Genomic DNA, 23,878 nt, shown 5'->3' with positions numbered 1-23,878 from the left:
AGTTTAGCACGTTTATGGGTTATTATCATTATGCTAATATCTAAATTTAAGATTTTAGATTTTGGATTTACGATGGTATCTCATCTGCCTAGCACATCCAACTTCCTTTTCAAAAACTTTCAAATTCAAAATAATTTGGCGAAATTTGCCCTATGAAAAAGAAACCTGTAATTGCCATTGACGGATTTTCATCCACTGGAAAAAGTTCTATCTCTAAACAAATAGCCAAAAGGTTAGATCTTATTCATATAGATACAGGGGCATTATACAGAGGGATTACTTTTTTTGCACTAGAAAACTGCCTAAATGACCAACAGGAAATTGACATAAAGTCACTTTTTTCGCAATTAGATAAAATTCATCTAGAATTCAAGCCTAACCATGAATTTCTAGAGCTCTACCTAAATGGTAAAAACATCGATAAAGAAATCCGCGAAGTAAGAGTCTCTAATAACGTAAGCATCATTGCTAAACAACCAGAAATAAGAGAATTTCTACTAGATTTTCAAAGAAACTTAGCCGCAAAAGGTGGTGTAATTATGGATGGCAGAGACATAGGAACAGTAATTCTGCCCAATGCTGATTTTAAATTTTTTGTAACCGCTAGCCCAGAAGAAAGAGCCCGAAGAAGGTTTTTAGAGTTGAAAAATGAGGGCAAAGAAGTTTCTTATGACGAAGTTTTCCAAAATCTAGTAACCCGCGATAAAATTGACAGCGAAAGAGAAGTAGCTCCCCTGAAACAAGCAGAAGATGCTACCCTAATAGACAATACCACACTCAATAAAGAGGAAACCATTGAGTTGATTTTATCACACATTTTAAAATAAACCATAGAATAAATTCATCATTATTTAACAAAAATTTGTGAGATTTTCACTATATTTGGTACAATAGTTGTGGCATATACAACGTCATAACTAATCATTTATATTAACACTAAAATCTAAACAAAATGGCAAAAGGAAAAAATACAGCAGCCGTATTGGCTGGAATATTGGCAGGAGCAGCTGCAGGTCTAGTATTAGGAGTATTATTTGCTCCAGAAGAAGGCAAAGAAACAAGAAAAAAACTAAAAGCTAAAGCCACAGACCTAAAAGACCAAGCTCTAGACGAATATGAAAAAGTATCAGAAAAAGTAAAATCTGAATACGGAACACTTTCTGAAAAAGCGAAAGAAAATATAGACAAAGTAGTCTCTAGCGTAAAAGAAAATTTCGAAAAATACAAATCTACTGCCGCTAGCAAAGCATCTGAAGTTGCTCATGAAGTAGAAACAGAACTAGACGCTTTGAAATAAACAATGATTTCATAAAAAACTTCTAAAGGAACTTAGCTTATAAGTTCCTTTTTTTGTACTTTTAAATCAAATTTATTACACCATGGTCAAAATAGTAAAAGATTATATAGAAAATCATGTAGAACTTCTAAAACTAGACGCTACAGAGAAAACACTTAAAATCATAGGCATTTCTGTCCCACTTTTCTTTATCTCCATCATGGGAAGTTTCTTTATTATTTTGTTAAACATTGGTTTAGCTTTATTGCTTGGTAAATGGACTGGCAATTATGCTTTGGGCTTCTTTATCTTATCTGGATTTTATCTTTTGATGATTATATTGGCCTTCGTTTTCAGAAACCACATCAAAAATTTTATCACCAATAAGGCCATAGAAGCATTCTTTAATGATTAAAAACGAAAACACATGAAAAATTTATCAGACCTAAAAAAAAGAAAAGAAGAGCTCAAGCAAAATATTGCGGATATAGAACAAAAACTATCTTTTGAGAATCCTAAAGAAAGTCTCAGCGCCTTTACCAACGGTATGAGTGACCAATTTCTAGCCGATAAAATAGATGATGAAGGCAACCACCAACTGTCTCTAAAGACTGGTGAAATACTAAGTTTTGTAACAGGTGGGGCCACAGACAATTTCTTGAAAACCAAAATCAATGAATATGGTGAACAAAAACTAGGCATCAACACTACAAACATTATAGGCAGTGTTACAGAAAACGCACTGAAATTGGGCGTTGCAGCCATGGTGACCAACTACGCCAAAAAAAATCTTTACCACTCTAGTTGGAAGAAAAAAGCCATAGGAATTGGCATCATCTATTTGGCACCCTACGCCATTAAATTTTTTAGAGAAAAACTAGATGATTACCAAAAACAAGAAACCCTAAAAAGTCTGAATAAAGTAATCTAACCATGAAGAAAGAATTCTTGATATTTAGCAATCAGATAGAACAAATCTGGCTGAGTTTTATCCACAAAATCCCTGCTCTTATAGTCGCTTTATTGGTTCTTGCCATAGGTGTTTTTGTGATTAAATTCACCTCTAGCCGTGTACGAAAAATCATACAAGAAAAAGCCAGAGACTCTATAGCAACTACTTTTTTGGTCAACATCGTTTCTATTATTCTCACCCTATTTTTAATCTCCATCAGTTTAGGCATTTTAGGTTATGGCAATATAACCGACAAAATATTGGCAGGTACCGCCATCACAACTGTTATTGTAGGTTTTGCCTTAAAGGATATCGGAGAAAATTTCTTGGCTGGTATTCTGATGGCATTTAGAAGGCCGTTTAAAATAGGAGATTTAATAGAAGTACAAAAAATAAGAGGCCGAGTAAAAGACTTATCTTTAAGAGAAACCAACATTCAAACTCTAGATGGAAAAGATGTTTTCATCCCGAATTCTATCATTCTTAAAAACCCATTAGAAAATTACACTTACCATCAACTTCTGATGAGTGATTTTACCATCAGTGTTAAAATGGAACAAGATGTAGAAAAAATAATGGCAGATATTGTCGCCATTGTCAATTCGTTCAATCAAGTGGAAAAAATGCCAAAAGCATCTGCATTGATTACCGATTTTGTAGACAATACCGTAAAAATACGTTGCTCTTATTGGTTCAAAACCACAGACGTAAATGCACCAGGAGGCGGTTTAAGGTCTGAAATTTTGAAAAAAGTCTTGGCTTACCTTAAAGCCAATAACATCAATATCCCACCAGCCACAGCATAATTATGCTTAATAAATTGTAGAAAATCATTTCAAAAAACGAATCTTCTTCTCAAGACAAGTTATTGCAATAGGGGCAAAGCCTACAAATTCGCCATCCATGTCAATGGTTATTTTTCTATGGTCAGCACTTTCTACAAAGACCTCTTTAGAAAAAGTATAACTTACCTGAGGATGATTAATTTTTTGACATTTTTTTGCCTTTCCTATATGCAGAAAATAATCCAAAAGGCTTACGTTACCAATATTGGTAATAGAAAACAAACCATCATCTAGTAAAGCATGAGGCGCAATGCCAATGGCGTTTCCAAAATATTTTCCGTTGGCAATCACAAAGTTCAAAATTTTTCCTTGATAAGAATCTTTATCTGTCTTTATTTTTACCTGATGCTTTTTATAAGTAGCCATTACATAGAGAATAGAGACAAGGTAATTGAACTTGGCAGAGAAAAAAGCAGGCATTTTTTCTTTAGTTATTACCACCTCACCACCGATGCCTACATCTGTAATATTCATAAAAAAACGTTGTTCCTCTACCCCATTTTCATTAGAAAAAGTGGCAAGCCCTACATCAATCAACTCAGAGCGCTGGTTCTGAATCAAATTTAATAAAGTAGAAACTTTAGAATCATAAATATTTCTCACAAAATCATTTCCACTTCCTGTAGGAAACACCCCGATTTTAATGTTAGAAATAGCTTCCCAATCATAAGAATCACCATTTTTAAAGGCTTTTAACGTACCATTCACAATTTCATTTAATGTGCCGTCTCCACCTACGGCAATCATGCAATTATATCCTTCTTTAATTGCCTTCAGAGGAAGCTCTAACAAATGGCCATGATATTCTGAAATAAAAAATTGATAGTCGAAATCAATAAAATGATGTTGCAATTCTATTTCTATGTTTCTGAAATTTCTAATGGTGGGATTTATAAAAAAGGCAATTTTCTGCATCTAAATTTAAAATAGGATTAGGGTGGCTTATGAAGTACACTTCATAGATTTTTACAAAAATTTAAAGATAATCATTTTTCGGAATTCAAAAATCCGACCTTTAATTTTCTAGAATTTAGAAAACAATTGTCCCAGAATAATTCCTGTGGCCATAGAAACATTGAGACTTTCGGTAGATTGATGCTTACCAAAGCGTGGAATGGTAATATTCTTTGTTACCAATTTTTCTACACTAGGGCGCATACCATTGCCTTCATTTCCTAAAATAAGATTGAATTTTTTAGGAAAATCAAATTGATAAAGATTTTCACCTACCATGTCTGTCCCGATATTTGGCACTTCGGTTTGGCTCAGATAATTTTCTAAATCGGTATACACTACATTAACTCTGGCAAAAGAACCTTTGGTAGATTGTATTACTTTTGGATTGTAGAAGTCTACGGTGTCTTGACTACAAATAATTTGTGCAATACCAAACCAATCGCAAAGCCTGATAATAGTCCCTAAATTGCCAGGGTCTTGTATGCCGTCTAGAATGATTTGTATGTTTTGATTTGGCAATTCTATAGAATTAGGCAACTCTACTACGGCTACAGAATCCTTAGGCGTTTGTAAAAAACTTATTTTTTTTAAATCCTTTTCTGTAATCAGATGAGCTTCTGAAGATAAAAATGACAACGCAGAGGGATTGGTACTGAAAATTTCAGTAATTTTATAGGAAGAATTTTTGAGTTCAGAGATGATTTTATTGCCTTCAACCAAAAACAAATTGTATTTTTGTCTGAACTTCTTTTTATCTAAAGATTGAAAAACTTTTATTTTATGAGCAGTAAGCATTATCCGAAATATTTTCAAAAATACCACATATTTTTTTCTTTCGCAATTTTGCTATTGGTTTTGTACGCTTGCAATAGTACCAAAAAAGTTCCAGCAGGACAATATTTGCTTACCAAAAATCATTTTGAGTATAAAGACGCTGACCATTATAAAGATGAAATCCCTGATTATGCAGCCCAAAAACCCAATAAAAGAGACCTTATGTTTCTCCCTACCAGATTACTCATCTATAATATGGGAAATCCTAAATATGACAGCATCGTCTCAGAATATATGACCTTTCCTAATAATCTGAGAACTCAAAAACTAAGAGACTCTCTTTTTAGAAAATACAATAAACCAGAATTTGTAGGTAAAAGTATTTTCTGGAGTAGATTATTCCATACAATTGGTAGGCCTCCTGTGATTTTAGACGAAGCAAAAACAGCCAGCAGTGCCGAAAAAATGAGACAATTTCTAGTATACAGAGGCTATTGGGACAGTCATGTAGATTATAGCACCAAAAAAGATTCTGCTGCTAAAAAAGCACAAGCCACCTATAAAATCACTTATAAAGACCCTACATTTATAAAGGATTATACCTACAACATTCCTTATGATAATATTAGAGCGCTCTACGAGGCCAACATTAAAGACAGCTATGTAAAATCTGGAACCATCCTTAATCAAGTCAATCTAGAAGAAGAAGTAAAAAGAATTACAGAACAAATGCAGGAGAATGGTTATTTCTCTTTCAACAGAGATGGTGGCGAAATTTTTTTCACCGCAGACACCCTTACCAGCCGTAAACAGGTGCCCCTTTCTATGCAAATTTTGAAAGATTCTATTAATTCTCCTTATAAAAAATACACCATAGGTGATGTAGAAGTAGAATACATTAATAACATCACTGAAAATGCTACTCTAGATACCTTATACCATGGGGTAAAAATCAAAAGAATAGACGAAGAATATAAAGTAAAAACACTTTGGAGGCCTATTACCCTTAAAAGAGGGGAAGTTTATTTCCAAAAAAATCTAGACCTTACCAAAAGAAATTTTATGGCTTTGAATAACTTCAGCATTGCTGATTACAGAGAAACCATAAAACCTAATGATACCGTAATTAATGTAAAATACAGATTGGTTCCGCTGCCTAGATACAACTTTAAAACGGGTTTTGACGTGCACTACTCTCAGATTTTAAATTTTGGATTTTCACCATCTGTAGAATTAACCGCTAGAAATATTTTTAAGGGTGCCGAAAACCTTACTACTAGCCTTTCTGGAACTTTTGGAACGGTATATACCCAAAAAAATCCTGATGCTTTTCTTAATGCCTCAGAATTTTCTCTACAATTCGGTTTAAATTTCCCAAGATTATTGCTGCCTTTCAATACAGAAAAATTGGTTCCCAACAGATACTCTCCCGTGTCAACCATTAACATTGGGGTTTCTGCGCAAAACAACATTGGGATGGATAGAAGAATCTTCAATGCAGGCTTTAATTATTTTCTAAATGTTGGAGACCGTGTGATTCATAAATTATCTTTATTTAACACCCAATTGAGCATCACCAGAAACAAGAGTGCTTATTATGACTATTTTCCCGCAGATGATGCTGTAAGAGAACAAGTTTTTGATAAATACTTTATCTACAATCCTAGTGTAGGTGCCCAATATAACAATGGTAATGGGACATTAACGAAAGATGATGTGACCAATATTATTTTGGCAGACAGTGGATTTCCTAATTCTTTTACAACCCCAGAAGAGTTTCAACTTTTACTCAATTACTTTCAAGTCATTTACAAAAAAGAAAGAATTACTCAGAACGTTATCATCAATTCTTTATTTTACAACTACACCTACAACGAAATAGGAAAAAAAGGATATGATAACCCCTTTTATTTCGATGGTAAATTTGAACTAGCTGGTAATCTTTTGAGTTTAGTAAGTAAAAAAATAAATACATCAAACGGATTAAGTGCTAATAGCAGACAGATTTTCGGGATTCCCATTTCTCAGTTTGTGAAGTTTGATGTAGATATTAGAAAATATTTTACCTTCCAAAACAAACACCAATTCATTATTAGACAAGTGGTAGGGGTAGGTATTCCGTATGGCAACTCTTCTAGCATGCCTTTTGTAAGGTCTTATTTCAGTGGAGGAAGTAATGATGTAAGAGCTTGGATTGCTTTTGGCGGATTGGGGCCTGCTGATTCTGATGTTGATAAAAGAGTAAGAGATTATATGATGGGCAACGTAAAATTAACCACCAATATAGAGTACAGATTCCCTATTAATAAAATGTTTGAAGGCGCTGTGTTTACAGATGCAGGGAACATCTGGAGTTTAAAAGATACAGGTATAGGAGATGAATTCAAATTCAAAAAATTCATCCCTCAAATGGGCTTGGGTAGTGGTTTAGGTCTTAGAATTCACGTAGCCTACATCACCGTAAGACTAGACCTTGCCTATAAAATGCACGACCCTAATCAACCTAAAGGTGAAAGATGGGTGATCGATAAAATTCAACCTTTAAAACCAACCCTCAATTTCTCAATTGGGTATCCATTCTAATAAAAATTTCTACTTAGTATATGAAAAATAAATATATCTTAATGGCACTTATTACGAGTGCAACGTTATTTTCTCAAGAAAAAAATCTAAAAAACATCACCATGCTTACCGATGGTGGTGATAATGCAGAAGCCTACTTTTCGCCAGATGGCAAATTTCTTACCATGCAGGTAACCAACAAAGAATTAGGTGCAGAGTGCGACCAGATTTTTGTGTACGACCTTTCTAAAGATGCATCTAAAAAATCCGCTAATCTAAAACTAGTTTCCACAGGTAAAGGAAGAACCACTTGCTCTTTCTTTATGCCAGATAACAAGCACGTTTTGTATGCTTCTACTCACGAAGGTTCTGCTGCATGTCCACCGCCACCAGTTCCTAAAGACGGGAAATACCTTTGGGCTATTTATTCAGATTTTGATATTTATGTAGCCGATTTGAATGGTAAAATCACCAAAAAACTCACCAATTCGCCAGGTTATGATGCAGAAGCGGTAGTTTCGCCAGATGGTAAAAAAATAGTATTTACCTCTACCAGAAGTGGCGACTTAGAACTTTGGACCATGGATATTGATGGCAAAAACCAAAAGCAATTGACTTCAGGTTTAGGTTACGACGGTGGTGCTTTTTTCTCTCATGACTCAAAAAAAATTGTATTTCGTGCTTCTAGACCCAAAACCGATGCCGAAATTAAAGAATACAAAGACTATCTCGCTCAGAATTTGGTAGCTCCTACCAATATGGAGATTTACACCATCAATGCAGATGGTACAGATTTAAAACAAATTACACATCTTGGCAAAGCCAATTGGGCGCCTTATTTTACACCCAATGATAAGAAAATCATTTTTTCTAGCAACCACCACTCTACCAGAGGATATGATTTCCAATTATACACCATAGATTTAGATGGTAAAAATTTAAAACAAATTACTTACGCCAGCGAATTCAATGCCTTCCCTATGTTTTCTAAAGATGGCAAAAAACTGGTTTTCAGCAGCAATAGAAATCAGTCTAAACCTAGAGAAACCAACGTTTTTATCGCTGATTGGGTAGATGATGAACCCACAGAAAATGTAAATGAAGAACATCTAAAATCGAATCTTTCTTTTCTTGCTTCAGATGATTTGAAAGGAAGATTGGCAGGAAGTGAAGGTGAAAAAAAAGCAGCTGAATACATCAGTAAAAATTTCAGAAAATTAGGATTAAAAACAGAACTACAACCGTTTGAATATTCAGTGAAACTTAATCCTCACGATGAAAATTCTTCTACGCCAAGTAAAGGGACTAACATCATTGGTTATCTAGACAATAAAGCCTCGAAAACCATTATCATTGGTGCGCATTACGACCATTTAGGATTAAATGAACACCACCACTCTACCTTGATGAATTCTGACGGACAAATCCATAACGGTGCAGATGATAATGCTTCTGGGGTAACTGCCGTAATGGAATTGGCAAGAATGTTTTCTCAAAACAAAACCCAAGAAAAAGTAAACTATGTTTTTGCTCTTTTCTCTGCCGAAGAAGATGGTCTTATTGGTTCTAAAAAACTAGCCGAAGAGGTAAAAACCAAATTCCCTAATGTGGTAGCCATGATTAATATGGATATGGTAGGCAGACTAAACCAAGACAAAGTCTTGAATGTAGGCGGAATTGGCAGCAGCCCTATTTTCAAAGAATTGATAGAAAAATACAAACCAGCTGGTTATAACTTGGCATTAGATGAATCTGGAACCGGACCAAGCGACCACACCAGTTTTTATTTAAAAGACATCCCTGTATTATTTTTCTTTACCGGAACGCACGAAGATTATCATAAACCAAGTGATGATACCGAAAAGATTAATTTCGAAGGTGTAAAAACCATTACTAATTATGTTTTCGGGATTGCCAATGAATTGAGTCAAAAATCTGAAATTCCTTTCACCAAAACTAAAACAACCGCTACCAAATCTGCCCCTAAATACAAAGTAACGCTTGGGATTATGCCTAGTTATGCTGATACCAAAGACGGACTGCATATAGATGGCGTAACAGACGGAAGACCTGCTGCAGTAGCTGGAATTGTTTCTGGCGATATTTTGGTTCAAATAGGAGATTGCAAAATCACTGAAGTCTATTCTTATATGGAATGCCTTTCCAAACTAAACGCTGGCGACGAAAAAGACGTTACCGTAATTAGAAATGGTGAAAAGAAGGTGTTTAAGGTGAAGTTTTAATCAAAATTAATAATCATGGAAGAAATATCAAATTTTGATGAGTTTGACAATTTAAATATTAAAAATCAAAGAAGAAAATTATTGCCTATATGGATTAAAGTTTTTATTTGGATTTTCTTTTTCTTTGGGGTATTAGGAGTTATACTACTTCTAATGACACCTTTTGCAGACAATATAGATTTATCTCTATATGGCTTGACGACCACTAATCCTAAATCTTTGATAGGGATATCTGTAATGCTATTATTTATTTTAAAGGGTTCTGTATCTTATGGATTATGGTTCGAAAAAAATTGGGGCGTAAATATGGCACAAATTGATGCAGTATTAGGAATTATTATTTGTACAATTTCTATGTTCGTTTTACCATTATACAACCACAGTTTTTCTTTCCGATTAGAACTTTTGTTCCTTATTCCATATTTGATGAAAATGAGCAAAATAAAAGCTCAATGGGAAAAAATATAAACCAAAAAACTCGCTAATCAGCGAGTTTTTTTTATACAATCTCAGAAGTAAGACCTCTGGAAATTAATTTTTCGTGCATAGGTTTTAGGAGTTCCATGCTGCCTGTTTTTACCGTGCATTTGCCTTTATAATGAACCAAAATGGTGCATTGTTCGGCTTGTTCTAGGGTATGCTTGCAGATTTCTATCAAACATTCTATGACAAAATCAAAGGTATTGACATCATCATTATGAAGTACCAATTTATAAACCTCGTCTTCTTTTTCTAACAAGGCTACATCTTCTTCGTACTCACGCTGTGGTTTATCGTAAAATCTAATCATTCTAAAAGGTTTCGGGTTTCGAGTTCAAAGTTCAGAGTTCAGGATTCATCTTCCATCTTCCATCTTCCATCTTTTAATCTCATGCACCTCCATCAAGCCTACTCTATTTCTTCAATAATATCTTCTATTAAATCAGGTTCTTGGTAGGTCAATTGTACCAATTCTACACTCTTGTTATTCATTTTCAGAATTTTAAATTGATAATCATCTAATTTAAATTCTTGATTTTCTTCTGGTATATCTTCTAATTGGTGTAAAATATATCCTGCCAAAGTATTATACTCTGCATTTTCGGGCAAAGACTTGGGTAAGTGTTCATTGATTTCTTCTAGTGGTTGCGTAGCTTGTACCCAAAATACATTTTCCCCTACTTTATCTACAATTTTCTCTTCTTCGTCTTCTTCATCTTGTATTTCACCTACCAATTCCTCTAAAATATCTTCTAAAGTCAATATTCCTTCAGTTCCTCCAAATTCATCAATTACAATGGCTAAATGCTGTTTCTTTAATTGGAAAACTTTCAATAAATCTGATACTTTTTTACTCCCCACCACAAAGAAGGCTTCTCTGAGATAATCTTTTAAATCAAAATTCTCAAGATTATCGATGTGTTTTACATATTCTCTTATGATTTCTTTGGTGTAAAAAATACCAATAACATTGTCTATAGAGTTTTCATAAACGGGTATTCTAGAATATCCACTCTCCATGATTTGTTTGATGATTTCTTCTTTAGAATCTTCAATATCAATAGAAAAAATATTTTGCCTAGGAATCATGACTTGCTTTGCCGTATGGTCTGTAAAATCAAAAGCGTTTTTGATGATTTCGTAGTTTTCTTCTTCAATTTCTCCACTATCGGCAGATTGTTTAACCAAAAGTTGCAATTCTTCGGTAGAGTGTATTTCTTGGTCAGAAGCAGGGTGTATCCCAATTAATCTTAGAAAAGCATTAGAAATGACATTCATTAACCAAATAATAGGCTTGAAAATAAAATAAAAAAATCGAAGAGGCGATGCAATAAATAAGGTGGTAGCTTCAGATTTTCTGATGGCGATGGACTTAGGAACCAACTCCCCGAAAACAATGTGCATTACCGTAATGATAGAAAAACTAACCACTATAGAGATGGTAGTAAGTATAGATTGTGATACTTCTAGATTAAAATAACTGAATACATCATGGAAAACATGCTCTAGGGCACTCTCTCCTACCCAACCTAAGGCTAAGGATGCTAGAGTAATTCCTAATTGTGTAGCAGATAGATAAGCATCTAGATTCTTGATAATCAATTCTGCTTGCTTTGCCATTTTGTTTCCTTCGGCAGCTTTTATTTGTATCTGAGAATAGCGAACTTTTACGATGGAGAATTCTGCGGCTACGAAAAAACCGTTCAATAATACTAACAATAATGCGATGAGAAGTTTGACAAAACTATCGGGGTCCATTTATTTTATTTAAACAATTACTGCAAAGATATAAAAATTATTAAAAACAATTTTTTATATATGAGACAACAAAAAGGATACACTAGAAACGTGTATCCTTCGTTTGGGTCTAAAAATCGAAATATGAAGAAAATTACTACTTTTAAAAAAAAACTACTACAGAAAAAAAAATTTTAAATTAACAAATGCTTTAATTTTCCGTAGTAGAGTTTAGCATCATTTGTGTTTTCCTGGTTACTAATAATTAAATACAAATTTAAAACTTATACTAATCCTCGTCAATTACACTTTTGTGTAGTTATATATAAATTTTTTGGTGTTTCAATTTTACATGTCAAAATTATGTTAAACCAACATGATAATCAATACGTTAATTTACGTATTTTATGTTAAATTACTCTAAGGTCTTAGTCACCTTACCTATCATCACAATTCCTGTTGGGGTTTTCTCATAAACTTCCATCATGTAATCTCCTCTGCTAAATTCCTCATTATCCCAAACGAATTCTAGAGATTGTTCTTTTCCTTTTTCGTAGTTGAAATCTATCTTGTCAGAATATACCACTTTTTTGTTTCCCAACATAAAAATACCGGAAGGCTTGTTGGTAAAGGTTACCGTTTCTCCTGTTGGCTTCTTAATCACCATATAGAGATTTTTGGCACCAGAAGGGGCTAATATATTTTCATTAATATCAAAACTCACCTTAATTCTATCAATCCTAGAAGCTTTATCAGTCTGCACCTCTTTTCCACTACTTCTTACTTTAAAACTATTGAGTTTAAAATTAGAAAGGGTCAACTTAGAAGCGTAAGTAATCAACTGATCTTTTTTCTCAGAAATTTTCTTTTCATTAATGATTCTATGGTCCAAATCTTCTACCTGATCCTTCAGTTTAGTCACTTCTATTACGATTTTGTCTTTTTCATTCAATAACTTCAACTTCTCATCTTCTAAAACTATCACTTTTTCCTTAAAATTTTTAAGAATGGTTTTAGATAAGGTACTCATAATCTTTTTGGCCTCTATCAATTCTTCTTGGGTCAGATTATTTTTACTCACCAGTTTTTCTATCTTTTGCTTTTGAGAAATAATTTCTTTGCTGTTAAAATTCAAATCCTTTACAGCAAATTCTAAATCTTCTTTAATGTATTGATAATCTGCTTTTAAATCTGCAAATTGGGTTTGTATTTCCGCTTCACTCATCTCTGTATTCAAACTGTCATAGAGCAAATATCCTGATAATGCAAGTACAATTGCAGAGAGTAATCCAATAATTTTAGTCTTCATATGTTGTTTTTTATTTGTTTTTTATGGTTAAATGCAATCCATTAAATTGCTATTTTATAAATTCTATATAAAAGGTAGTTCCTACATCTACTTCTGTTTCGAACCATATTTTCCCATGATAATCTTCTACAATCTTTTTTACCATAGATAGTCCTAGTCCCATTCCAGAAGATTTGGTCGTAAACTTATGTTCAAATACCCTATCCAGATGCTCTTCTGGAATACCACTTCCGTTATCTTCTATACTGATGGTAAATTTGTCTGGCTTATTTTTAATTTCTACCCTTACTTTTTTATCGTTATGTTGTATAGATTGTATTCCATTTTTTACAATATTGGTAATAATCCTCGTGAGGTAAATCCCGTCTATCTTATAGTACAATTCATCTACGTTGCTATAAAATTCTATGATATGCTCTGGGAAGATGTCTACAGAATACTTTACCGTTTTCACCACATCAATCAGGGTATCATTGCTGATAGGCATCTTGGCAAAATCCGAAAAAGACTTGGCAATAGAGTATATAATATCTATTTGATGCACCACCACCTGCGTCAGGTTCTTTATTTTTTCATCATTATCTGGGTCATCTGCTTTGTACTTCCTTTGGAAATTCTGCACCGATAGCTTTAATGGGGTAAGTGGATTATTGATTTCATGGGCCACTTGCCTTGCCATTTCTCGCCATGCTTCTTCTCTTTCTGTTTTGGCCAATTGATGGGTTTGTTCTTGCAATTTACCCAACATGGTATTATAAGAATCTACCAAGGGTTTTATCTCGTCTTCATCAGAGTAGTCTATAGGGGTATCCAGATATTCTACATTGGTTTTGCTCAGTTTTTTAGAAATAGCATCTATTTTCTGAGTGAGGCTTTTGGAGATAAACCATGCTGCATAGCCACTTAAAATAAATAAGATGATAATGGCCAAAAAATATTGTTTAGCCAATAGTTTAAAATGAACAAATAACGAAGAACTAGTTCCCAGATTACTTACCTCAAAAATTGCAATGGCTTTATTCTCTGCCATTAAATAATTATAAGAATGATATTGTGTAATCCCTTTTTTTTCTTGTACAGATTCTTCGATTACTCTTTTTTTGGTCTTTTCTAGTCTTTCTAATACTGAAGTTTCTAGCGGTTCTTTTTCATGTCTGCTGCTCGCTAATAAATTGCCTTTAAAATCATAAATGCTAATGGTCACATGATTCACATCTGAAATCTCAAAAATCCTATCTTTCATCAATTCCAAAAATTGCTCCTTTTGAGATAATTCAGAATGTCTGGTAAGAATATAATGATAAGTGTCTTGTACTTTATTCTCTAGAGCGATAAGTTCTTGCTTTTTGGCACGCTGTAAACGCAATGAATCTTTGTAAAAATTGAACAAAGCCATGGTGGTCACAAATATTAAATTTAATGACACAATTGCAAAAAATATCTTATATCTGAAAAAAGTGTTTTTAGGAACAATCATAGCTTACTAGTTTTGCAAAATTACGCATTTATTATCTCATCTAAATTTAACATAATTATATTTAACAGAGAATATTTATAAAAAAAAGCACCAACTCTCGTTGATGCTTTTAATTGATATCTTATAATTAGATTAACTATTTTTAAGGGCTTCTGCTCCAGATACAATCTCAAGAATTTCATTGGTAATCGCCGCCTGTCTGGCTTTGTTATAGAAAATCACCAATTCATTTTTTAGAGCTTGCGCATTATCTGTTGCTTTGTGCATGGCTGTCATTCTAGCACCATGTTCAGAAGCGATAGAGTCTAATACTGCTTTATAAACCTGAGTTTTGATTGATTTAGGAATCAAACTTTCGATAATTTCTTTTCTGCTAGGCTCAAAAATATAATCACTTACAACATTACCAGTGTTTTCCGGCATTTCTATTGGTAATAATTGTTCAGTTTTTACTTCTTGAGTAGCAGCATTGATAAATTTGTTATAAATTAAATGCACTTCATCGAACTGTCCTTCCTTAAAAGCTTTCATCACTTTAGAAGACACTTTTGATACTTTTTCAAAACTCATATGGTCAAAGATGGCACTTTGATTATCATATACCGTTCTGCTTCTTTTAACCGCATCAAAAACTTTTTTTCCGATGGTCAAAACTTCAACTTCTACAGGTGTTTCAGCAATTTTATGATTCAGTTCTTTTACAATAGAAGAGTTGAATGCTCCTGCTAAACCTCTGTTAGAAGTTACCGCTATAATAAGCACCTTTTTTACCTCTCTCTTTTGTGCAAAAACCGAAACATTCTCAGAATCTGAATTAGAACTCACATTCTGAATGATTTCTTGAAGTTTTTCTGAATAAGGTCTTAGCATTACGATAGCGTCTTGTGCTTTTTTAAGTTTCGCAGCCGAAACCATTTTCATAGCACTCGTAATCTGCATCGTAGATGATATAGATGTTATTCTGCCTCTAATTTCTTTTAAATTTGCCATAATTTTTTTAGTTGTTGGTTGTCGGTTGTTGGTTGTTAGTTTTAGAATTTTCTGTCAACTATCAACCAAAAACCATCAACTAATATTAGTTATATTTAGCTGCTAAATCTGTAGCTACTTGTTTTAGAACTCCTGTTAATGAATCATCAATTTTACCAGATTTCAAAGCTGCCATTACTTCTGGATGCTTGTTTCTTAGGAAATCAATATATTCTACTTGGAATTCTTTTACTTTTCTAATCGGTACGTTTCTCAATAGGTTTTCAGTTCCTGAGTAAATCATTGCAATCTGTGCATCTACTGGTAGTGGAGAGTTTACAGGTTGTTTTAAGATTTCTACGTTTCTTTCACCCTTAGAGATTACCGCCATAGTAGCCGCATCTAAGTCTGAACCGAATTTTGCGAAAGCTTCTAGTTCTTTATATTGTGCCTGGTCTAATTTCAAAGTACCAGATACTTTTTTCATTGATTTAATCTGTGCATTACCCCCTACTCTAGATACAGAGATACCTACGTTGATTGCTGGTCTTACCCCAGAGTTGAATAAATCTGACTCTAAGAAAATCTGACCATCTGTAATAGAAATTACGTTGGTTGGGATATAGGCAGATACGTCACCCGCTTGAGTTTCGATAATTGGTAAAGCCGTAAGAGAACCACCACCTTTTACCATTGGTTTTAGAGATTCTGGCAAATCATTCATTTGAGCAGCAATCGTATCATCTTTAATCACTTTAGCAGCTCTTTCTAATAATCTAGAGTGCAAGTAGAATACGTCACCTGGATATGCTTCACGGCCCGGTGGTCTTCTTAATAATAAAGAAAGCTCACGGTAAGCTACCGCTTGTTTAGATAAATCATCATAAATGATTAATGCTGGTCTACCTGTGTCTCTGAAATACTCACCAATTGCAGCACCTGCCATAGGAGCATATACCTGCATTGGAGAAGGGTCTGAAGCATTAGCTGCTACTACTACAGTATAAGCCATAGCTCCTTTATCTTCTAAAGTTTTTACGATTTGTGCTACGGTAGAACCTTTTTGCCCTACTGCTACGTAGATACAAAATACTGGTTCACCAGCATCGAAAAATTCTTTTTGGTTAAGAATGGTATCAATCGCAACAGTTGTTTTACCAGTTTGTCTGTCACCAATGATAAGCTCTCTTTGTCCTCTTCCGATCGGAATCATAGAGTCAATCGCTACGATACCCGTTTGTAAAGGTTCATTTACCGGTTGACGGAAAATTACACCTGGAGCTTTTCTTTCAAGTGGCATTTCGTAAAGGTCACCAGAGATAGGCCCTTTACCATCGATAGGATTACCAAGAGTATCTACTACTCTACCTAGCATACCTTCACCTACTCTAATAGAAGAGATTCTTTGGGTTCTTTTTACGGTATCTCCTTCTTTTACATTTTTAGATTCTCCTAAAAGCGCAACACCTACGTTGTCTTCAGCTAGATTCAATACAATACCTTCAATACCACTTTGGAATTTTACCAATTCACCGTATTGTACGTTTTCTAAACCGTAAACAAGAGCAATACCATCTCCAATTTGTAATACTGTACCTACTTCTTCTACGTTGGATTGCGTATCAAAGTTGGCCAATTGTTGTTTTAAAATTGCTGAAACTTCAGCCGGATTTATTTCTGCCATTTTATGGTTGTTTTAACTTAATTTAATTGAAATTCTTTTTTTACTAGGCTTAGCTTAGTTTTTACAGAAGCATCTACCTGTTGGTCTCCTACTCTTAGGATATAACCACCTATAATTTCTGGATTCACCACCACTTTTAAATCACTGTTTTTAGAATGATCTACCAAAGAAGTAGATTTTACAATCTCTTCAATGTTTTTAGGAGATAGCTCAGATGCTACTGTCAATGTCACTCTCTGTACTCCTTGTAAATCTTCTACTTTGTTGATGAATTCTTGTGCTATGTCTTGCAGATGACTTTCTCTACCTTGTTTGATAACTAGGGTGATTAAGTTTTGGGCAACTGCAGAAAAACTAACGAAAACTTGTGAAGCTACCGCTATTTTCTTTTTCGCATCAATAATAGGTGAAGCAAAGAAATTTTTCAGTTCCTTAGAATCTTTCATAATCTTTACCACATCTTTCATCTCTGCAAATACAGTTGCAGTATTACCTGACTCCTGTGTGAAATCAAGTAAACCTTGTGCGTATCTTTTTGCTACTTTAGATGTAAGCATTGTTAGTTCTGATTAGGTTGTTTAAGGATATTTTCTACCAATTGATTGTGTGCTTCAGTAGTATCTAGCTTTTGTTTCAAGATAGATTCTGCAATTTGTACTGAAAGAGCACCAATTTGGTTTTTGATTTCAGCTACTGCAGCCGTCTTTTCAGCAACGATAGACTGTCTTGCTTGAGCAATCATTTTATCCCCTTCTACTTTAGCTACTTCTTTAGCATCAGAAACTATTTTTTCTTTAATTTCTCTAGCTTCTTTTAAGATAGCATCTCTCTCTGCTTTTGCTTCTCTGATGATTCTTTCGTTATCAGATTTTAGCTGTGCCATTTCTTCTTTTGCTAACTGTGCTTGGTTAAGAGCATCCATAATGTTAGTTTCTCTCTCGTTGATAGAGTTAAGAATTGGCTTCCAAGCAAACTTTCCTAATAAAAGCAAAAGCGCTATGAAGATAATAGATTGGATGATAAACAATCCTGATTGAAATTGATTAATTAATTCCATATGTAGATTAATGTTTTTTAAAATTTTTGTTTAAAAAATCACTGACTGCAAGCAACCCTTACAGTCAATGAAATTTTTCTAAGCAATTAGTTTACAGCAAATAATGCAGCGAACGCTACCCCTTCTACAAGAGCCGCAGCGATAAGCATCGCAGTTTGTAATTTACCTGATTGCTCTGGTTGTCTAGCGATAGCTTCTAAAGCAGCAGCACCAATTTTACCGATACCGATACCTGCACCGATTACTACTAAACCTGCACCAATAATTTTAGGAATTTCCATAATATAAAAATTTAAAAAATTGTTTTAATAATTCTATTAATGAGCGTGCTCATGCTCATGATCTTGTACAGCCATACCAATAAATAATGCTGAAAGCATCGTAAAGATATAAGCTTGTAAAAATGCTACCAATACCTCTAACACATATATTACCAATGCTAAAAGCGGAAAAGACACTCCAGCTACAACATTCTTAAAATAATAAATCAAACCTATCAAACTCATGACCACAATGTGACCAGCAGACATGTTCGCAAAAAGACGTATCATCAATGCAAATGGCTTTGTCAAAGTCCCTAATAATTCGATTGGCAATAAAATCAATTGCATTGGGAAAGGAACACCTGGCATCCAGAAAATATGCTTCCAATAATCTTTGTTGGCAGAAATGTTGGTAATAAGATAAGTGAATATAGCCAAGAAGAAAGTAATGGTAATATTACCCGTTACGTTTACCCCAAAAGGCATTAAACCAATAACATTCAAGAACAAGATAAAGAAAAATACAGTTAACAAATAACCCATATATCTTCTGTATTTATGCCCAATATTCGGGATAGCTATATCGTCTCTAATGAAGATAATCAATGGTTCAAATATTTTTGCAGCCCCAGATGGCACCAAAGATTTCTTGTAAGATTTGGCCATTCCTCCAAAAATAACCAACATCAAAATGGAAACAAACAATATCATCAACACAGATTTAGTAATAGAAAGGTCTAAAACTTTTTCTACCGTTGGATGATGATGCGCATCTAATTTCAAATCACCAGAAGCATCTGTTTTGTATATTTTCTCATGGAAAAGTCTATAATAGTTTCCATTGCTCTCTACTATATTTTCAGCACTTTTGCCCTCATTGTTTACATGAGAGAAATTATTTTTGTTACTCATGAAGAAATGAAATCCTCCATCATAGATAATCACAGGCAACGGAAAACCTATATGATGACCGTCTACATCTACCATAATGGTAAAATCATGAGCATCTAACAAGTGATGCTGAATAAATTCTTTATTTTCTTCAGCAATCTTTTCTTTCTCTGATAAAGGCTTAGCTTCCGCATGTGCTTCTGTACTATGTGCTTCTGCTACAGGTGTTTCCTGATTAGCAAATGCAAAAGTCAAAGTAAAAATGGTACTAATTATAAGTGCTGTTTTCTTAAGCATTAGAGTCTTTTTTTTTAGTTGTGCAAAAATATGATATTTTTTCGGAGTATAAAAGAAAATATTTAATGTTTTTTTTCTTGATTCAATAATTGAATCGTGTAGTACGTAAGTAGCCCTGTAAGAACGAAATACGGAATAATAAAATGAAATTTATAATGCGGAACTTGCTCAAAATCCAACTTCATTCTTATCAAATACATCAACACAAATTTCAACAAAATAATTCCTATAAATGATAATCCTAAAAACTCTGGCACGGTTCTATTAATAATATTAATCACCGTAATCAGCATTAGAAACATCACACTTAAAAAAACATAAAATTTGATAAGCAATAGCGGAGCCAGATGCTCTACCTGAGTCCAAATGATTAAATGAACCATCATCACCACTACAAAACCTATCCACAATATATTATTTTTCATTCTCTTCTTCTTTATTGATTTCGTTCAATCTCTTTAGGGTTACATACATCGCCAAACACAACCCCGCAAAACCAATTCCTACGGTTAACAATTTGGTTTTAAGTTCATAATATTCACTTATCTTATTGCCTCCCCAAAATGAAATGGCGATGATAAACAACATCTGAAACACAATGGTAGAATAAATCCCATATTTTCTTAATGGGCTCTCCTGATAAGGTTTTTTTTCCATAAACCCGATTTTTGCAAAAATAGAGAAAAGTATATACAAAATCCAAAAGATGACAAATGTCATACCCTGAAAAATTAACTTGAATGCTTCATCAGTTTCCTCAAAAACACCTTTCTTCAAGACCAGAAAACAAATTAAATCAAAAAAAATAATGCTCCTTCAATATCAAAAGGTCATTTGATGAGATAATATTTTATATTTGTATATCTATTCACAAATATGAAAAAAACAAAAAAATTTATTGCTTCCTTTTTACTCATTTTACCCATAATTTCCTTTGCTCAATCCAAAGAAGACATCTCAGCTTGGCTCAATGCTTATGCGTCTGACCTTCTAGGATATTTTAATAATGGAGCCAACGAATTCTCGGTAACCAAGGAAGGCCTTATCACCAAAAAAACGGGTTCTGTAAACGCCGATGGTGTTATCTTGCTCTCAGAAAACACTTCGTTTAATGTGAAAGACCTCATCATTTCTGAGGTTAAATGTAAGCCTGATGGTAAAAATTACCAATTCAGTTTACAAACAAATGGTGAAAAAATTAAATTGTATAATGGTCTTTTAGTTTCTAAAGTAGATTTTTTCTCCCTTTCCCCAGACATCACAAGATGCGAACGGGTACTGAAAGCCATCTACCTCTTAGCCCAAAGAATGCAAGAAGAAAAATCTGAATAACTTTTTTTTGATTTTTCAAAATTTAATATCTTTGTCTCATAGGAAATGGTGTTCTTCCTAACCCAACCGCTCTGTAAGAGCTGATGACGCCTGATTATCAAATTAAAACAATCAATTTTAATCAGGAGAATTATGCAAAATCATTACAACAATAAATCGTTCATCAAAAAACCAAAACTCTTTATTGCCCTATTTTTCAGGAAATATCCTGCCCTACCTTATATCCTAAAATGGCTACTCATAAGTTCCATCATTGGTATTTCCGTAGGCTCTGCCTCTGCAGGATTCTTAATCTCTCTAGATTGGGCCACCAACTTTAGAGAAAATCACCTTTGGCTTATTGCCCTACTCCCTATCGGCGGTTTTTTAATCGGATTATTGTACTACTATTTAGGTACAGATATTGAGGCGGGTAATAATTTATTAATAGACAGCATACACAATCCCAAAGAAACCATCCCCTTCAGAATGGCTCCTTTTGTATATATCGGGACCATCGCTACCCACTTCTTCGGGGGCTCTGCTGGTAGAGAAGGCACAGCACTGCAAATGGCAGGTGCTATTGCAGACCAACTCACAAAACCTTTACACCTCAACAAAGACGAAAGAAAAATTCTGCTCATCGCTGCCATAGCGGCTGGTTTTGGCTCTGTTTTTGGCACTCCTTTAGCGGGTGCTTTATTCGGGTTAGAGGTTTTCTTGATTGGCAAAATAAGATACAATGCCATTTTCCCAGCTTTTGCTTCGGCTATTTTAGCTGATATCGTAACCAACCTTTGGCCTGTAAAACATACCCACTATCATGTAGACCTTATCCCCAAACTAGAAGTTTTGCCTATTTTATATAGTATTTTGGCGGGAATTGCCTTCGGATTATGCGCAGCCGCCTTCAGCAAAACCATTCATTTTCTGACCAAAATATTCAAATCTAAAATTAAATTTCCCCCACTAAGACCTGTAGTAGGTGGCATCATCGTTGCTGCTTTGGTATTTATCATGGGAACTACCAAATACATTGGCCTTGGCATTCCTACCATTATTGAAGCTTTTCAAACCCAAGAACCAACTTATGTATTTGCCCTTAAAATGGCCTTCACCATCATTACTTTGGCAGCAGGCTTCAAAGGAGGCGAAGTCACCCCGCTCTTCTTTATTGGCGCTACTTTGGGCAGTGCACTTTCCTTATTTATACCTCTTCCTACGGCACTTTTAGCAGGCATGGGTTTTGTAGCCGTTTTTGCAGGGGCTACCAACACTCCTTTGGCTTGTATGCTCATGGGAATAGAATTGTTCGGTGCTGAAACCGGAATTTACATGGCCATTGCATGTGTAGTCTCTTATCTTTTATCAGGACACAACAGCATCTACGGAAAACAAATCATTGGAGAAGCCAAACATTCTAGGTACGAAAACCACGAAGGACAATCTATGATAGATAAAAAATAATTTTTACTGTTAATTTAATAAAAGTAATAGCCACTAACATTACCCCATAAAAAAAGCACAGAAAAAAAATTCTATGCTTCTTAATTCTTTGTTCTTTTGAGGAAGATTATTTTTTAGCTTCTTCCACAGATACTTTTCTGAATTCTTTGAAAAGTTTGCTCAATTCTAAAGCAGATTTTCTAGCTCTAGTACCTGCAGCCTTATTTCCTTTTTCAGCTTGTTGTTGTGCTTCTTTAGCGAAAGCTTCAAATTCTCCATTGATTTTTTCGATCAATTCTTTCATAGGTTTATTTAATTATAATGTTAGTAGTAGCAAATATAGAATAATAATGCAATTGTTGTTATAATTTCTATTATTTTTTATCACAAAATGTGCATTTTATACCCTTTTTACTCGTTTTGAGACCTTTATAAGCTCCAAAATCACTGTTTTAGTCCTTCCTGAATACTATTTTTGGGTATTTATTGTTATTATTCCATGAAAATTAAATGCTTTTTTTTAGCCCTTTTTATACAATTAATCTACGGAACTTCTTTAGTTGGGGCACAAAACACCGTCTCTACCTCGTATTCTGCCTCAAAAGACAGTATAAAACCATCAGAAAACGATTACAGAATAACGCCTAAAAGACTAATCATACCAAGTATTTTAATTGGTTATGGCGTGGCTAGCTTGTCCATAGATGGCCTCAAACAACTCAATCTTTCTACCCGATACGAAATCACAGAACATCGACCTGATAAAATAAAACTAGACAATTATACCCAATACCTACCTGCGGTGATGGTGTACGGACTCAATTGGGCAGGAGTAGAAGGAAAACACCATCTTAAAGACAGAACCCTCATCTATGCCACCTCTCAATTGATTGCTGCCTCTTTAGTTACTCCCCTGAAACACCTAACCCAAGAAGAAAGACCAGATGGTTCTAATGCACTTTCTTTTCCCTCAGGGCACACCACCACAGCCTTTTCATCAGCTCAATTTTTATTTAGAGAATACAAAGACACCCATTTTTGGCTCAGCCTCTCAGGCTATCCTATTGCCATTTTCACTGGGGTATACAGAGCGCTTAACAATAAACATTGGGTAGGTGATGTAGTAGCAGGTGCTGGTTTTGGAATCTTATCTACAGAATTGGCCTATTGGCTTTACCCTAAAATTAAACAGTGGCTCTTTAAAAACAACAACCAATCGGCCATCATCATCGCTCCCTTTTATCAAGACCAAGCTTTAGGATTAGGATTGGTGAAGAACTTTTAGAAATCAATTGGTGAAAATAAAGATAGATTTACTTTTTTTTTATAAAATCTCTTCTCCTATTAA

26 protein-coding genes and 1 riboswitch are annotated in these 23,878 nt (G+C 34.2%); of the genes, 11 read left to right on the top strand and 15 right to left on the bottom strand.

All coding sequences use genetic code 11. The features are described 5' to 3' along the window. Positions 1–152 precede the first annotated feature (152 nt). The 5 genes from cmk to IEW40_RS10275 all read left to right on the top strand — a co-directional run bounded on the left by cmk (position 153) and on the right by IEW40_RS10275 (position 3,034). Complete coding sequence (cmk, locus tag IEW40_RS10295) at positions 153–827, top strand: (d)CMP kinase (RefSeq protein WP_188618009.1); 675 nt, start codon at positions 153–155, stop codon at positions 825–827. A 125-nt stretch (positions 828–952) separates the two neighbouring features. Continuing rightward, on the top strand, positions 953–1,297 hold the full coding sequence (locus IEW40_RS10290) for a YtxH domain-containing protein (protein WP_188618008.1): 345 nt from the start codon (positions 953–955) through the stop codon (positions 1,295–1,297). Between the two features lie 82 nt (positions 1,298–1,379). Continuing rightward, the gene (locus tag IEW40_RS10285; RefSeq protein WP_188618007.1) at positions 1,380–1,691 is read left to right on the top strand and encodes a phage holin family protein; all 312 of its coding nucleotides are present in this window, start codon (positions 1,380–1,382) and stop codon (positions 1,689–1,691) included. 12 nt (positions 1,692–1,703) lie between these two features. Continuing rightward, on the top strand, positions 1,704–2,207 hold the full coding sequence (locus IEW40_RS10280; RefSeq protein ID WP_188618006.1) for a phosphoribosyl-ATP pyrophosphatase: 504 nt from the start codon (positions 1,704–1,706) through the stop codon (positions 2,205–2,207). Positions 2,208–2,209: 2 nt separating this feature from the next. Beyond that, entirely contained in the window at positions 2,210–3,034 is an 825-nt protein-coding gene (locus IEW40_RS10275) for a mechanosensitive ion channel family protein (RefSeq protein ID WP_188618005.1), read from the top strand. Positions 3,035–3,058: 24 nt separating this feature from the next. Here IEW40_RS10275 and IEW40_RS10270 read toward each other — a convergent pair whose 3' ends face one another. Both IEW40_RS10270 and IEW40_RS10265 read right to left on the bottom strand, forming a co-directional pair. Then, entirely contained in the window at positions 3,059–3,988 is a 930-nt protein-coding gene (locus IEW40_RS10270; protein ID WP_188618004.1) for a diacylglycerol/lipid kinase family protein, read from the bottom strand. Positions 3,989–4,096: 108 nt separating this feature from the next. Then, a complete protein-coding gene (locus IEW40_RS10265; RefSeq protein ID WP_188618003.1) occupies positions 4,097–4,825 on the bottom strand; it encodes a TrmH family RNA methyltransferase in 729 nt (242 codons plus the stop codon). Here IEW40_RS10265 and tamL point away from each other — a divergent pair. Genes tamL through IEW40_RS10250 form a run of 3 tightly spaced genes read left to right on the top strand, consistent with a single transcriptional unit; the run spans position 4,811 to position 10,077 of the window. Then, a complete protein-coding gene (gene tamL, locus IEW40_RS10260; protein WP_188618002.1) occupies positions 4,811–7,387 on the top strand; it encodes a translocation and assembly module lipoprotein TamL in 2,577 nt (858 codons plus the stop codon). The genes IEW40_RS10265 and tamL overlap by 15 nt on opposite strands. A gap of 20 nt (positions 7,388–7,407) precedes the next feature. Next, positions 7,408–9,609: a M20/M25/M40 family metallo-hydrolase gene (locus tag IEW40_RS10255; protein WP_188618001.1), complete on the top strand. Its 2,202-nt coding sequence runs from the start codon at positions 7,408–7,410 to the stop codon at positions 9,607–9,609. Positions 9,610–9,624: 15 nt separating this feature from the next. Continuing rightward, complete coding sequence (locus tag IEW40_RS10250; RefSeq protein WP_188618000.1) at positions 9,625–10,077, top strand: hypothetical protein; 453 nt, start codon at positions 9,625–9,627, stop codon at positions 10,075–10,077. 31 nt (positions 10,078–10,108) lie between these two features. Here the strand turns inward: IEW40_RS10250 and IEW40_RS10245 are convergent, their stop codons facing one another. The 12 genes from IEW40_RS10245 to IEW40_RS10190 all read right to left on the bottom strand — a co-directional run bounded on the left by IEW40_RS10245 (position 10,109) and on the right by IEW40_RS10190 (position 20,430). Continuing rightward, a complete protein-coding gene (locus tag IEW40_RS10245) occupies positions 10,109–10,399 on the bottom strand; it encodes an ATP-dependent Clp protease adaptor ClpS (RefSeq protein ID WP_188617999.1) in 291 nt (96 codons plus the stop codon). Positions 10,400–10,497: 98 nt separating this feature from the next. Beyond that, entirely contained in the window at positions 10,498–11,847 is a 1,350-nt protein-coding gene (locus tag IEW40_RS10240) for a hemolysin family protein (RefSeq protein WP_188617998.1), read from the bottom strand. A 394-nt stretch (positions 11,848–12,241) separates the two neighbouring features. Continuing rightward, positions 12,242–13,135 (bottom strand): DUF8428 domain-containing protein, encoded by an 894-nt coding sequence (locus IEW40_RS10235; RefSeq protein ID WP_188617997.1) that lies wholly within the window; start codon positions 13,133–13,135, stop codon positions 12,242–12,244. A 49-nt stretch (positions 13,136–13,184) separates the two neighbouring features. Beyond that, positions 13,185–14,612, bottom strand: a complete 1,428-nt coding sequence (locus tag IEW40_RS10230) for an ATP-binding protein (protein WP_188617996.1) — start codon at positions 14,610–14,612, stop codon at positions 13,185–13,187. Between the two features lie 132 nt (positions 14,613–14,744). Further along, positions 14,745–15,602 (bottom strand): ATP synthase F1 subunit gamma, encoded by an 858-nt coding sequence (gene atpG / locus IEW40_RS10225; protein ID WP_188617995.1) that lies wholly within the window; start codon positions 15,600–15,602, stop codon positions 14,745–14,747. 85 nt (positions 15,603–15,687) lie between these two features. Next, positions 15,688–17,265, bottom strand: coding sequence for a F0F1 ATP synthase subunit alpha (gene atpA / locus IEW40_RS10220; protein WP_188617994.1), 1,578 nt, complete (start codon positions 17,263–17,265; stop codon positions 15,688–15,690). Between the two features lie 17 nt (positions 17,266–17,282). Continuing rightward, a complete protein-coding gene (gene atpH, locus IEW40_RS10215; protein WP_188617993.1) occupies positions 17,283–17,822 on the bottom strand; it encodes an ATP synthase F1 subunit delta in 540 nt (179 codons plus the stop codon). Between the two features lie 2 nt (positions 17,823–17,824). Continuing rightward, entirely contained in the window at positions 17,825–18,322 is a 498-nt protein-coding gene (gene atpF, locus IEW40_RS10210; RefSeq protein ID WP_188617992.1) for a F0F1 ATP synthase subunit B, read from the bottom strand. 86 nt (positions 18,323–18,408) lie between these two features. Further along, positions 18,409–18,603 (bottom strand): ATP synthase F0 subunit C, encoded by a 195-nt coding sequence (gene atpE, locus IEW40_RS10205; RefSeq protein WP_188617991.1) that lies wholly within the window; start codon positions 18,601–18,603, stop codon positions 18,409–18,411. A 36-nt stretch (positions 18,604–18,639) separates the two neighbouring features. Beyond that, positions 18,640–19,773, bottom strand: a complete 1,134-nt coding sequence (gene atpB, locus IEW40_RS10200) for a F0F1 ATP synthase subunit A (protein ID WP_188617990.1) — start codon at positions 19,771–19,773, stop codon at positions 18,640–18,642. Positions 19,774–19,835: 62 nt separating this feature from the next. Next, positions 19,836–20,198, bottom strand: a complete 363-nt coding sequence (locus tag IEW40_RS10195) for a hypothetical protein (RefSeq protein ID WP_188617989.1) — start codon at positions 20,196–20,198, stop codon at positions 19,836–19,838. Beyond that, on the bottom strand, positions 20,188–20,430 hold the full coding sequence (locus IEW40_RS10190) for an AtpZ/AtpI family protein (RefSeq protein WP_188617988.1): 243 nt from the start codon (positions 20,428–20,430) through the stop codon (positions 20,188–20,190). Before IEW40_RS10190 ends, IEW40_RS10195 begins: the two co-directional genes overlap by 11 nt. A gap of 219 nt (positions 20,431–20,649) precedes the next feature. Here IEW40_RS10190 and IEW40_RS10185 point away from each other — a divergent pair, with 219 nt between their 5' ends. Together IEW40_RS10185 and IEW40_RS10180 are read left to right on the top strand one after the other, a co-directional pair. Then, positions 20,650–21,105: a hypothetical protein gene (locus IEW40_RS10185; protein ID WP_188617987.1), complete on the top strand. Its 456-nt coding sequence runs from the start codon at positions 20,650–20,652 to the stop codon at positions 21,103–21,105. 32 nt (positions 21,106–21,137) lie between these two features. Then, positions 21,138–21,205: riboswitch (Fluoride riboswitch) on the top strand. Between the two features lie 32 nt (positions 21,206–21,237). Continuing rightward, complete coding sequence (locus IEW40_RS10180; protein WP_188617986.1) at positions 21,238–22,551, top strand: voltage-gated chloride channel family protein; 1,314 nt, start codon at positions 21,238–21,240, stop codon at positions 22,549–22,551. 106 nt (positions 22,552–22,657) lie between these two features. On the opposite strand, the gene IEW40_RS10175 is transcribed toward IEW40_RS10180, so the two are convergent. Then, on the bottom strand, positions 22,658–22,834 hold the full coding sequence (locus IEW40_RS10175) for a BF3379 family histone-like protein (protein WP_188617985.1): 177 nt from the start codon (positions 22,832–22,834) through the stop codon (positions 22,658–22,660). Positions 22,835–23,029: 195 nt separating this feature from the next. Here IEW40_RS10175 and IEW40_RS10170 point away from each other — a divergent pair, with 195 nt between their 5' ends. Then, a complete protein-coding gene (locus IEW40_RS10170; protein ID WP_188617984.1) occupies positions 23,030–23,815 on the top strand; it encodes a phosphatase PAP2 family protein in 786 nt (261 codons plus the stop codon). The last annotated feature ends 63 nt before the right edge of the window (positions 23,816–23,878 follow it).

Source organism: Cloacibacterium rupense (assembly GCF_014645495.1).
Lineage (GTDB): Bacteria > Bacteroidota > Bacteroidia > Flavobacteriales > Weeksellaceae > Cloacibacterium > Cloacibacterium rupense.
The sequence above is the reverse complement of the archived record's forward strand: the minus strand, read 5'-3'. Positions and strand labels throughout refer to the sequence as shown.